The 12,070-nt window shown below is 44.2% G+C and carries 11 protein-coding genes; 3 read left to right on the forward strand and 8 right to left on the reverse strand.

The window, feature by feature from the left end; all coding sequences use genetic code 11:
* Positions 1–89 precede the first annotated feature (89 nt).
* Entirely contained in the window at positions 90–422 is a 333-nt protein-coding gene (locus F6J94_RS20975; RefSeq protein ID WP_293043880.1) for a hypothetical protein, read from the forward strand.
* Between the two features lie 97 nt (positions 423–519).
* On the opposite strand, the gene F6J94_RS20980 is transcribed toward F6J94_RS20975, so the two are convergent.
* Together F6J94_RS20980 and F6J94_RS20985 are read right to left on the reverse strand one after the other, a co-directional pair.
* Positions 520–741 carry an RNA-binding protein hfq gene (locus F6J94_RS20980; protein WP_293043881.1) on the reverse strand — a complete coding sequence of 74 codons (222 nt, stop codon included), beginning with the start codon at positions 739–741 and terminating at the stop codon, positions 520–522.
* A gap of 167 nt (positions 742–908) precedes the next feature.
* On the reverse strand, positions 909–2,171 hold the full coding sequence (locus F6J94_RS20985; protein WP_229415189.1) for a transposase: 1,263 nt from the start codon (positions 2,169–2,171) through the stop codon (positions 909–911).
* 195 nt (positions 2,172–2,366) lie between these two features.
* Here F6J94_RS20985 and dapF point away from each other — a divergent pair, with 195 nt between their 5' ends.
* The gene (gene dapF / locus F6J94_RS20990; protein ID WP_293043882.1) at positions 2,367–3,212 is read left to right on the forward strand and encodes a diaminopimelate epimerase; all 846 of its coding nucleotides are present in this window, start codon (positions 2,367–2,369) and stop codon (positions 3,210–3,212) included.
* 22 nt (positions 3,213–3,234) lie between these two features.
* Here the strand turns inward: dapF and murF are convergent, their stop codons facing one another.
* Positions 3,235–4,608, reverse strand: a complete 1,374-nt coding sequence (gene murF / locus F6J94_RS20995) for a UDP-N-acetylmuramoyl-tripeptide--D-alanyl-D-alanine ligase (protein WP_293043883.1) — start codon at positions 4,606–4,608, stop codon at positions 3,235–3,237.
* Between the two features lie 554 nt (positions 4,609–5,162).
* Here murF and F6J94_RS21000 point away from each other — a divergent pair.
* Positions 5,163–6,449 carry a hypothetical protein gene (locus F6J94_RS21000; protein ID WP_293019616.1) on the forward strand — a complete coding sequence of 429 codons (1,287 nt, stop codon included), beginning with the start codon at positions 5,163–5,165 and terminating at the stop codon, positions 6,447–6,449.
* 111 nt (positions 6,450–6,560) lie between these two features.
* Here the strand turns inward: F6J94_RS21000 and pth are convergent, their stop codons facing one another.
* From pth to F6J94_RS21025, 5 genes are all read right to left on the reverse strand, one after another.
* Entirely contained in the window at positions 6,561–7,205 is a 645-nt protein-coding gene (pth, locus tag F6J94_RS21005; protein WP_293043884.1) for an aminoacyl-tRNA hydrolase, read from the reverse strand.
* A gap of 211 nt (positions 7,206–7,416) precedes the next feature.
* Positions 7,417–7,641, reverse strand: coding sequence for a DUF2811 domain-containing protein (locus F6J94_RS21010; RefSeq protein WP_070391159.1), 225 nt, complete (start codon positions 7,639–7,641; stop codon positions 7,417–7,419).
* A gap of 719 nt (positions 7,642–8,360) precedes the next feature.
* Complete coding sequence (locus F6J94_RS21015) at positions 8,361–9,884, reverse strand: cryptochrome/photolyase family protein (RefSeq protein ID WP_293043885.1); 1,524 nt, start codon at positions 9,882–9,884, stop codon at positions 8,361–8,363.
* A gap of 29 nt (positions 9,885–9,913) precedes the next feature.
* On the reverse strand, positions 9,914–10,036 hold the full coding sequence (locus F6J94_RS21020) for a hypothetical protein (RefSeq protein WP_293043886.1): 123 nt from the start codon (positions 10,034–10,036) through the stop codon (positions 9,914–9,916).
* 410 nt (positions 10,037–10,446) lie between these two features.
* On the reverse strand, positions 10,447–11,793 hold the full coding sequence (locus tag F6J94_RS21025; RefSeq protein ID WP_293043887.1) for a serine/threonine-protein kinase: 1,347 nt from the start codon (positions 11,791–11,793) through the stop codon (positions 10,447–10,449).
* Positions 11,794–12,070 lie beyond the last annotated feature (277 nt).

Genomic DNA, 12,070 nt, shown 5'->3' on the forward strand with positions numbered 1-12,070 from the left:
CCACCGCGTGCCCCCGTCGAATTGGGTATGGTTTATGGAAGTGAGAACCGCTATAGTTGGTGATACGGAACGATGCTTGTGGACATGATATGACATTAAGTCTTGAAAAATTGAGTCTTGAAAAACATTGTTATGTTTTAAATGCCTTATTCTTGGCCTATACTGAACTCTATAGTTCAGTATTAAGTCAGTGGTTGGGCTCAGCAGTTTTTGTGGGATTACATTATTTTATCGGTAGTCTGATATCTTCTTTACCAGAAGCTAATGTGGCAATAAAAAACTATGAACGTGTAACTTCACCGGATCTCAATACAGCCCTAGCATCAGCAAGTCAGTCAAATATGACTAATCTTGCCCTGGGATGCTTCGGCTGTATTATCGCAACTATATTGTTACTGACTGGACTAAGCTATAAGTTGTAAATCAAAAATGAAGAATTCAGAATGAAGAATTCAGAATGCAGAATTCAGAATGCAGAATGCATTCAAAGAACAGTCTTGAGCCTTGAGCCTTAAAGCTTTAGCCTTGAGCTGCTTGTGGCTTTAGATAAGCGATCGCATGATAAGGGATCATGATGGTCTGCTGATCTTGAGTGATCAGACACAGGCAGTTTTGATCTTGCCAGCACAATTGCCCGCTAAAGGAATCTCCAGTGAGAAGTTTTAGCTCTAGGAGTTGTTGGTCTTTGATATAGCCTTGAATTTGACTAATACTGGGCAAGCCGGTATCGAATTGGGCCATAATCACAAAAAATCGTGGAATGCGTGGGAACCCTACCAATCATAACCAATCATACTTGGCCAGGAGGGTTTTTGGCGTTTTGGGCAGCATAATCAGAAAAAGTATTTTAAGCAGTTGGTAGCTAAATCGACGAAAATTCGCGAAACGTGACTTCTCCCGACGCCGAATCAGAGATTACGGCGCGGGCTTCTCAACCTCACGACTGAGACTTTCTGCGTAGCACTTACCTGTGAGTTACACTCACCCGGCAGTACGCTATCAGCAGACAGTTTCCTTTCCCCGTCGCCCACGGGTACTTTTTCCAATCCTCGCAATCTAATCACCTGAGCCGCTGCATGATCTCTATGAGTTCGATAGCCACATTCAGGGCAGATATGTTCTCGTTGACTGAGCAGTTTCTGTGCAGTTGCCCCACACTCTGGACAGGTTTGACTGGTTCCACTAGGATCTACTCTTTCAAAGTAGCCACCTCGTTTCCAACAAACCCATTTGAGTAAGTCGAGGAACTGTCCAAAAGAAGCATCAATACACTCTTTTCGTAGCATTCCTCTATTGAGTCCAACTGTGTTGAGATCTTCGGCAAAGATAGTCTCTGCGTGGTCACACAAAAGATGTGCGGTTTTCAGGTGAAAATCCTTGCGAGTATTGGCAATTTTATGATGTAATCTTGCCACCAGTACTTGTGCTTTTGAGTAGTTCTTAGAACGTTTCTGTTTTCTAGCTGCTCTACGTTGCAGTAATTTCAACTCGCCTTGTAGGTGCTTTAAAAACTTGGGACGTTCTACTGTGAAACCATCAGAGGTTGTCAAGAACTTTTCGAGTCCCAGATCAATCCCAATTGCGCGACCGCCAGGTGGATTATCTGGGATTTCTACGTCTAAAGCAATTGTGACAACAACGTACCATTGAGTATGTCTGGCTTTCGACAAAACCCTAACTTGCTTGACTTGGAATCCATCTGGAATCGGTCTATGCAGGTTGATTGTGACTTTCCCAATCTTGGGGAGATCTATCACGCCATTCTGTATCGGGTTCTTTTTGAACTGTGGATACAGAAATGACTTGAATTGACCAGATTTTTTGAATCGAGGAAACCCAAAACCACGAGCACGAAAATCATCCCAGGTATCATGCAGCCTACGAATTGTTGTCTGCAATACCTGAGAATGGACTTTCTTGAGCTTTGGATTAACCTTTTTAGCTATCGGGAGGTTGTTTTGCTGAAGATGATAACTCGGAAATGGAGTATTGGCTGGGATGATATATTCTTTCGACAACGAACATCTGTCTGATTCACATTTTCGACTCGCCAACCAGTCTTTCAACTCTCTCAAAGCATAGTTGTAAACCCCCCGACAAGTCTCTAACCATTCAAGCATTTGAGCTTGTTGGTCAATACTTGGATAGATACGGTAGGAGTAATTCATCATCAGCATAGAGAAACTCTACCATAAACACACAAATCAGTCAATGTATTTTTCATCCCCATCAAGGGGATGAAAAATACTGGGGGAGTCCATGTATGCCGTCGGCATACATGGACTCCCCCAAACCCCCTCGCCAGTTAAACAAAAGGCTACAAAAGAATTACCATAGCACCAGAGCCGATTAATAGGGAGTTTACTATGGAGTTTACAAAGTACCATGGACTGGGGAATGACTTTATTCTGATTGATAATCGGGATGACCCGGAACCCAGAATAACCTCAGATCAAGCGCTGCAGCTATGCGATCGCAATTTTGGAATTGGTGCAGATGGTGTGATTTTTGCCCTGCCAGGACAAGAGGGTACTGACTATACGATGCGGATTTTCAACTCTGATGGTTCTGAACCAGAGATGTGTGGTAATGGGATTCGCTGTTTAGGAAAGTTTCTGGCTGATTTAGAGGGGGATAATCACAAAACCCACTATCGGATCCATACCCTGGCTGGGGTGATCATTCCTGAACTCAAGGGCGATGGTAAAGTCAGGGTGGATATGGGGATGCCCCAGCTTAGTGCAGCTCAAATTCCCACTGTTTTGGCAGAGGCTGACCAAAAGGTGATCAATACCCCCATGGAAATAGCAGACAAATTATGGGAGGTTACCTGTGTCAGTATGGGAAATCCTCACTGTATAACGTTTGTGGAGGATGCGGATGCCATACCTCTGGAAACCATTGGTCCACTGTTTGAGCATCACTCAGTTTTCCCCCAACGAACCAATACAGAATTTATCCAAGTGGTGCGTCCCGATTATCTCAAGATGCGGGTTTGGGAGCGGGGTGCTGGGGCAACTCTCGCCTGTGGCACGGGGGCTTGTGCGTCTGTGGTGGCTGGTGTGTTAACTGAGAAAAGCGATCGCATTTGTACCGTGGAGCTTCCTGGTGGTTGTCTCGACATTGAATGGTCCGAAACCGATCAGCGAGTTTACATGACTGGGCCAGCTGAGCAAGTTTTCACGGGTAAACTATCACAAATCTGGGGATAAGCCCAGATTTGTTGGCTTGAGATCAATCTTCCTTGGAAAATCCGGCTTTAAACTGCTTGACTACCTGATCGAGACCCACGGAATGGGAGGCTTTAAACAATAGACGATCCCCAGGTTGGACAAACCCCAGTAGATGTTCCACTAGAGGATTAGAGTCACAGAAACACTCAACTGGCACCGAAGTAACACCGGTTGCGATCGCTTCTGCTTCTGGCTCACTTTCATCCACCAAAATCCGCAAGCCATCTAGATTGAGTTGCTCAACCTTTTGACCCACTTGCTGATGAAGTTCACCGGATTTGGTTCCCAATTCCTTCATCGCCCCAAGTACTGCTATATGGCGTTTGCCAGGAGTCTGAGCCAGCATTTCTAGGGCAGCTACCATGGATTCAACTCCAGCATTGTAGGTTTCATCAAGAATCACTACATCGTTAGGTAACTCATAACGCTGGGATCGCCCTGCCGGTAGCTCAACCTTTAAACCATTCCTGAGGGTTTCCCAATCCACCCCCAATAATTTCCCAATGGCTAGGGCCCCTACATAGTTCAGGGCATTGTGGCGACCTGGGAGGGGGATAGGAAACTCCATGCCCTCTACTTTCAGGATTTCTGGTGCAATCAACTCTCCTTGGACATCACCACCCTCTAAACCATAGGTTATGGTTTGCCCTTGCCAAACCTGAGCTGCGGTATCAATTAGGCGTTGATTGTCGTGATTGAGAACCGCTATACCGTTGTTGGACATATGGGCTAATAACTCACACTTGGCTTTTGCGATCGCTTCCGTAGAACCCAACAGACCAATATGAGCTGTACCCACATTAGTAATCACCCCCGCCGTGGGGTTGGCTATCTCGGTCAACTCAGCAATCTGTCCTGAACCACGCATTGCCATCTCGATTACAGCATAGTCATGGTCTGGTGCCAACTCCAGCAAGGTTTTGGGTACACCGATTTCATTGTTGTAATTGGCCTGGGTTTTGAGTACAGTTCCTTTAGTAGACAAAACTGCTGCGATTAGCTCCTTAGTGGTAGTTTTGCCTACAGAACCAGTGACAGCAATCACCGGAATCTCAAACTGGTCACGCCACCACCGAGCAATTTGCTGGTAGGCTTTGAGAGTATTTTCTACCTGAATCAGCGGCAAACCTTCGAGTTGGGTAACTTTAGTCGCCTCAGCAATGACCGTTAATGCCCCCTTCTCTACAGCCAGAGCTGCATAATCATGACCATCAAACTTTTCACCCCGCAGCGCTAAAAATAGTTGACCCGGCTCAAGGTGACGGGTATCAGTGGTAATGCCAGTGAATGACTTTTCCAGGATTTTTTCTGGAATGTCTACGGTCTTGGCGGCGAGAATGTCAACTAATTTTCCTACAAGAAGCCGACACACCATAAATTTCTTGTTCCCCCAGTGTCCTAATTGTGCTGTTTTCTCTAAACGCTCTATTTTCCTGGTCAGCCAATAACTTTCACATGGTTTTTACTTAATTTTCACAATTTCCACTCATTGGCACAATTAGGTAAAGAGTAAATGAAGATATACTAATACTAGAAGAGGTCACCTAAAGTTTAGGTGATCATTAGAATATATCTACCACCGTAGATATATTGTGATACACCGAACTCTGTTTGTGTTAGCTAAGCCACTCAAAGTTGAATTTTCATCTTCTGAAGCCAACCACCATTGATGAGCCCTAGCTTTAGCACCTAGGAGAGCTACCTAAAGTGACCACCTGGAGAGACTCTAAAGAAGATGAAGATATACTAATACTAGAAGAGGTCACCTAAAGTTTAGGTGATCATTAGAATATATCTACCACCGTAGATATATTGTGATACACCGAACTCTGTTTGTGTTAGCTAAGCCACTCAAAGTTGAATTTTCATCTTCTCAAGCCAACCACCATTGATGAGCCCTAGCTTTAGCACCTAGGAGAGCTACCTAAAGTGACCACCTGGAGAGACTCTAAAGAATCGGAAATTCGACATATTAGCTTGCCAGAGCAGCAAGTCTACAATCACTTACTCCAGTGGGTAAGGGTAGAATCACCAAAGCAATCAATTGAACGCTTCCAAAGGCTCTTCCTGGATGGAGTGGGATACGAAGATTTTGAAATCTGGTTGGCCTTGGAAAAGATAGTAATGGATAAGCGGGCTCCGACAGAGTTCCGATTTGTGGTCAATCGCTGCTGCCATATTCTGATCAATCACTGGCATCTGAAACCAAACACCAGAAGAGCAGTCCAAGAATTGGTAGCTCTGTTTGATCATGTGCCGTCTCCTTTGAGGGTTCACTCTCGGGCTCCTAGACGCCTGCGGCAACTAATGCAGATGTTCAAAAGAACAGAGCAATATCTAACCTTGCAACGTCTGTCTATAGTAATGAATGATACACCTCAATACTCTAATGGTTCTAAGCCAGTGGCAAACTTGATTCAGCGGTACCCCTACTTATATGAACATTGCTTACTCAGTGAAGACAGCTCTCAGGAATATCAGCAAACTGTCCGGCAAGTTCAAGCTATGGTTCAACGGCGCTTTGATTGTGATTTATCTAAGTACGTAACCTATCAGGTGCGATGCGCCAATCTCAGGCGAAATCGGGCTATCACGAGTCCAAGACGAATTATTCAACCAGTGTCAAATCCCACATTGCTGACCGAACGAGAGTTGGCGAGTGCTCTCAAGCAGTTTTTTGGCAAAGTGCAAGGGTCTTACACTTACCAAGATGTTGCTCGTAGCTTCCATACCCACAGTCAGCACACAGCCTGTTTCAAAGACTTCAAGGAAGATTTATATGAATATTTGATTGCCTCGATTGACCCAGCCTATGGGAAGCAACAGTTTAACAAGCGATTGTATACTCATTTGCAAAACACCTTGCCTGAATGGGATTACCAAACGCCCAATGAATTTATGGTGGTGCGCACCTGTACTCAATTGTTAAACTTTTTGGTGGTGGAAAGCCCTAAACGCCCCAATCACTATACATTTGTTGATTTGATTACCAATCTAGGAACCACTATTACCACTGGACTATTGATCAAGATAGTATTGATCTGCCGTAAAGTCAAGCCCTATTTAGAAAAGCGATTTTCGATTTTGTTTAACCACTACGAGTCCGAAACCAGAAACAGCGTACCCTGGTTAGTCCCGTCTCTGGAAAACTTGAATATTGCCTTGAGTGTACACTTTGGCTCAGCTGATATCTCCTGCCTTAATCAGATTATGTGAGTTATTGCGTAGCGCTATAACTAGAGCTTGTAACTATAGCGTTTATCATACCTATGAGGTACACAGGATTTTTTTCCACTTCCGACTTCCCTACTCCCTACTCCCTACTCCCTACTCCCTACTCCCTGTTCCCTTTGCTATAGTTGCTAGATTCCGATTATTGTAGAGACTCATTGCTTTTTCCACACCTTGCTTAAGAGACAGTTCAACCGCCTCAACTGCTAGTTGGACTACCTCAGACATTAACTGGGCTTCCTGGGGTGAAAATTTTCCTAGGACGTGGGAGATCGTGTCTGGCTTCTGACTGGATTTGCCGATGCCAATCCGCAGGCGAGGGAAGTTTTGGGTACCCAGATGGGCAATTGCGGATTTCATCCCATTGTGTCCTCCAGCTGAACCAGAAAGGCGCAGACGCAAACGCCCTACTGGTAAGTCCATATCATCATAAATGATCAGGACCGACTCAGGTTTTAGCTTGTACCAATCAGTCACCGCCCGAATTGCTTGTCCAGAGCGATTCATGTATGTAAGGGGCTTGAGCAAGCTTAGCTTATTTCCTTTTAGTCCAATTCCTTGACCAAACCATCCCTGAAAGCGGCGATGTTCGTTTCCTACAATCTGTAATCGACGTGCGATCGCATCTACCACTTCAAAACCGATATTGTGCCGGGTGTTATCGTACTTGGGTTCGGGATTACCTAAACCCACAATCAGTTTAGGAATTATAATCTGTCCGGTTGTTTCGATAGTGCTCATACTCAAAAATCGTTTTGGTCATGGGTAATGGGTAATGGGTAACCCATTACCTACGGTTTATGATCTAGATGTTTCCGGACATGATAACAGGGGAGTGGGGAATAGGGCGAAGGCGTGCAGGTATGGGTGCTGAACTTGACACGTCATACTTTACACGTTATATTTCACACGTTATATTTCACACGTTATACCTTTCCCCATCCCGGATTAATTAAGCAGGATATTGAAAGAGGGATTCCAGATACACACGAGCACAAGCCCGATAACTCTGGGATGTTTCTGGGGTCTTACCAATACCATTTTGGAGCAAAAACAGAGAAAGTGCTGCTGCGAAGACCCGGTCTTGGTCCCAGCTAGGATGGGTTTCTAGGTAGCGCTTGAGAGACTCGTGCAGGTCTTCGGGGATTTCTGCCAGGATACTTACAGTTGCGTTCATATTCACCTCTTCATATAAAGGTATTTTTGGAAAAAGCCACCTGATTTCAAGAACTTCAGATAACTGCCTTGGCCAAAAGAAAGCCAAGACAAGCTAGCACCGAAGCACTGAATTTTGATGCCACCCTTGCTTTAGTTCAGAACTATCCCCAAATAGGGTAGGGTAGTCCGTGCTAACCCCTGCTAGTGGGCGTAGGTTAGCTTAGAGCAAATTTTTTTATAGGTTGGTCGCACCATTTTCATCTGAAATGGGGTGGGTTTGTCAATGCTGCGAAATATTACAACTCTTGTTTAAATTCCGAAAGGTATACGAACTAATGAGGGTTTGAGGCGCTTTTTGGTTACATAACTTTACATAAACTGCGGTCTTAACTGCTGCGGAATACTAAGTCGGGAAAATCCCCAGTAAAACTGGAATACCTAATGCCACCGTTGAGGCTTGTGGAAAACTATGGGAAAACTGTGGAAAAGGTTGAAGCTCTGTGTGGAAACAGTGGGGAATCTGTGGGGGAAAGTTGGGACAAACGATAAGAATTCTTACAGTTTCGCGCTTCGGTGGAAAACTGGTGACAACAGATGGGGCAACTGTGGATTGTGACCCCTGATATATTAGTTAACTAAAACTAGTTAACTAAATTTAGCTAACTATTTAATTGACTCCTTAAGGAAGAAAGAGCAATGAAAAAAAATATAACCACTGACTAATTGCTTATAACATAATTATGTGGTATGTTCGGGTATATTGTCGCTACGCCACCTTAGAACCTCTTCACGAATTTGTTGTATGTCTTGATCAGAGATTCTGTCGATGTGAGACAAGACTAAACTCATGCGGCCTTGAGCCTTGAGTTGGTCACGGTGGCGGCAGAGAAAATCCCAGTACAAGAAATTAAAGGGACAAGCTCCCTGGCCAGTGCGCTTCCGAGGATTGTAAGCACAACTGCTGCAGTAGTCGCTCATTTTATTGATGTAGTTAGCTGAGGCTGCGTAAGGTTTGGATGCTAGGATGCCGCCATCGGCAAATTGACCCATGCCAATAACATTGGTTTGCATCACCCAATCATGGGCATCGATAAAGGCTCCATGAAACCATTCTTCGATTGCTTGAGGGGAAACTCCAACAATTAGAGCAAAATTGCTCAACACCATCAGTCGCTGAATGTGATGGGCGTAACCGGTGCCTTCAACCTGACTCAAAATTTGACGTAAACAGTTCATGTCTGTTTTCTCGGCATGCCAGTAAAACTCAGGTAGGGGCTGGGTGTGGTTGAACCAATTGCTTTGGGAGTAGTCAGGGTTCATATAGATGTAAATGCCGTGCATATATTCCCGCCAACCCAGCACTTGACGAATAAATCCTTCTGTACTGTTTAAGTCGAGTTGGTTTTGGTGATAAGCGTTCTCGACTGCTTTAATTACTTCTTCAGGTTGGAGTAAGCCGATATTGAGGTAAGGGGAAATTAGGGAGTGCCACATGGTATCTTCGTTGGTGACCATGGCATCTTGATAGGGACCAAAATTAGGTAGGCGATGGTGAATGAAAAAGTCTAATACTTGAAGAGCTTGATGGCGATTGACCGCCCAACGGAATGGTTCTGTTTTTCCGTAGGTGGGAAAGTTTTGAGCATTAACCGAGTTGATAACGTCTTGGGTGATTGGGTCGGGTTCAAACCAAAGGGCGTCTGGTGGATTTAGATTACGTTTTGGGGGCTTGCGATTTTGTTTATCGAAATTCCATTTGCCACCAATTGGCTGATTTCCTGCCATCAAACTATTAAATCGCTTGCGCCCGACCCGATAGAAGTTTTCCATAATCAGACGTTTTTGAGATTTCGCCCAGGTTTTAAAATCAGACTCGCTCCACAGAAAATGATTGTTGGGAATAAAGGTAATTTGGCAATTGAGTTTTAGGTTGCCAATTATTTCTGCAAAGGGTCGGTCATTGGGCATCATTACCCGTAGTTCGGTAATCGTATTTTTTGTGACCCAGGCTTGCAGAGGGGTTTCAAAGTCGTCCGCTGTTTCATAGCTAACTGGCCAACCTTGCTGGCGTAATTCCTCAGCAAAGTGGCGCATGGCTGACCAAATGAATACCAGTTTTTGGCGGTGGTAGCGTCTTTGTTGGACGTAGCTTAGGGATTCAATCAGAATTACTGGTGTATTTTGATGGTTTTGTTGACAACTGTGTAGCGCTGATTGTTCAGTCCAAAGTTGATCCCCTAGTACCCAAATCCCGATAGTCATTATGGCTAATGCTTTTTACTGTATTGAGATCATACAATAACTTCAGGGATTTTTGTCTTGAGTTTTAGGAAGTAGGGAATAGGGAGTGGGGAGTAGGGAGTAGGGAGTAGGGAATCGGGAATCGGGAATCGGGAATAGGGAACAGGGAACATAAAAATAAGGGATTAATTAAATTAAAAATCAACCCTTATTAAGGTATATTTATGGATATATTAATCAGAAATTACTCAAATTTTTATTCTCTAAATTTCGATGCTTCTTTAGCAGAAATAAGAATTATTTTTTAGAGTTTTTTTAAAATTAATCAAATAATAGTTATAGCAATTATGTTTTCCATGAGCTACTAAGGGATCCCCCTAAATCCCCCTTAAAAAAGGGGGAATTTGAGGTTGCTAACTGTACCTCGTACATGCAATAAACGCTATATATAGAGCAGTTATATAGCGGTTTTCATGATAATGAGGTACACAGTATTTTTTCCCTGTTCCCTGTTCCCGATTCCCGATTCCCGATTCCCGATTCCCTAACACCCAGACCGAATTAAAAACCGCTATAAAAACTGCTAAATACTACATATCTCAAGGCGAGAGAAGAGAGATACGCCACCCATAAAAAAGGCAAAGTATGCCCAACCGGAAAAGAATCCGACATAGCTGACTGGTAGATGCCCCTGGGGAGCATTGAGGGTGAAGGGCAGGTCAACGTAATCTAGCCACTTTTCGTTGGTGTGCCATCCGAGTTGATCCCCAAAGCGACAGTAAGTTTCATACTCATAATCGGCACCAGGAGTTACCTGCACACTCTCGGTCACTAAGCTCTGCCAAATTTGTTTCTGTACACTAAAGCCAAAGCGCCCATTGCTGTACTTTACCCAGAGGGTGTTGAGAGTATAGAGGTCTGTACAAGGAAAGGTGTTGATATCTGGGATGTCAAGCCAGCCTTCTTCTTCTCGTCCTGCTGCTTTGAGCATAAGAGCGAGAGTTTCTTGATCTGCCTCTTGCCACTTTCTATGGATTAGTAAATCCTGTAATGGGCGGTAATCTACTCCTACATCAGAACTAAGGTCATCAACTTCACTCAAAGAGATGAAATAATCGTCTTCAGTCAAGGGCTGTAACCATTCCTGCACTGACTGAGGACGGTCTTTTGGCTCTAAGGCCATGGCTTGGAGAATTACTTGATTTAAGCGATCGCTAATACTAGGAACCAGTTGGTTTGGTGGCACCAGGTCTTCACCGTCATACTTGCGGTAAATTGACTCGGTAGGATTTAGCCCAGTTACGGCATGGTAAAGTGAAGCGGCTAGAGAGTAGACATCCACCGTGGCGTGACGACTGCCTTGGTAGTATAGCTCGTAGGGTCGAAATGGTTTATTGTCAATATGGCTGGACACATTACTATCTCGGAGTATATCCCCAGGAATGCCAAAGTCAATCAACACGGCTTTGCCACTGTTACTGACCACGATATTATGAGGGCTGATATCTAAATGCACTAGCCCTACTCCATGGATTAGATTCAAGGCTGACCCAATTTCAGTGATGTAGGCTACTGCATCAGTTTCAGGTAATGGTCCTGTGCGTTGTACCAACTTCCATAAACTTTCCCCCGACACAAAATCCATCACGAGGCAGTAGGTATCTCCTTCTTGAAACAAGTCTCTGACCGGCACCAGGGATTCAAGGTCAGCAGACAGTTGAGCCAGCAGTTGTCCTTGCTTGATAAATTCTTCGCCATAGTTGGGGTAGTCTGGAGCCAATCTCAGGCTTTCGTGTGGTGTTTTAATTACAACATCTTGATTAAGTAACTGATGGACTGCTTTGTAGGTAATTCCAAAAGCTCCACGTCCAAGAATTTTCTCGATCTTGTATTTACCACCATGTAACAGCTGTTGCTCTGACCAGACCATATAGATTAGTTGTTATTTATTTATGATTCGTGTTTAGGTTTAGTAGATTTACCCTGGCTCCTAGGGAGATTATCAACTATTTTAATACACCCTAAATTCAAATACTATTGATAATACAATTACTGCTATAGCATTATTGAGTGAGCTAGGAATGCAGAGCTATTCTCGTGGTGCCCGAAATAGCCCTCCTGAAACTGTCGCCGTCCCGGGAGCACCAACAAATTAACCCATATTCTCCCAGATTCCTTAAAAAAAATTTGATTGCCAATTACTTTCA

Origin of the sequence: Moorena sp. SIO1F2 (assembly GCF_010672755.1) — a bacterium.
Taxonomy (GTDB): Bacteria; Cyanobacteriota; Cyanobacteriia; order Cyanobacteriales; family Coleofasciculaceae; genus Moorena.

Coding starts and splice junctions, on each gene's coding strand:
- murF (WP_293043883.1), bottom strand. CDS start 4,608: ATGGTGTGTCGGCTTCTTGTAGGAAAATTAGTTGACATTCTCGCCGCC.
- pth (WP_293043884.1), bottom strand. CDS start 7,205: ATGAGCACTATCGAAACAACCGGACAGATTATAATTCCTAAACTGATT.
- F6J94_RS20980 (WP_293043881.1), bottom strand. CDS start 741: ATGGCCCAATTCGATACCGGCTTGCCCAGTATTAGTCAAATTCAAGGC.
- dapF (WP_293043882.1), top strand. CDS start 2,367: ATGGAGTTTACAAAGTACCATGGACTGGGGAATGACTTTATTCTGATT.
- F6J94_RS21010 (WP_070391159.1), bottom strand. CDS start 7,641: ATGAACGCAACTGTAAGTATCCTGGCAGAAATCCCCGAAGACCTGCAC.
- F6J94_RS21015 (WP_293043885.1), bottom strand. CDS start 9,884: ATGACTATCGGGATTTGGGTACTAGGGGATCAACTTTGGACTGAACAA.
- F6J94_RS20985 (WP_229415189.1), bottom strand. CDS start 2,171: ATGATGAATTACTCCTACCGTATCTATCCAAGTATTGACCAACAAGCT.
- F6J94_RS20975 (WP_293043880.1), top strand. CDS start 90: ATGACATTAAGTCTTGAAAAATTGAGTCTTGAAAAACATTGTTATGTT.
- F6J94_RS21020 (WP_293043886.1), bottom strand. CDS start 10,036: ATGTTCCCTGTTCCCTATTCCCGATTCCCGATTCCCGATTCCCTACTC.
- F6J94_RS21025 (WP_293043887.1), bottom strand. CDS start 11,793: ATGGTCTGGTCAGAGCAACAGCTGTTACATGGTGGTAAATACAAGATC.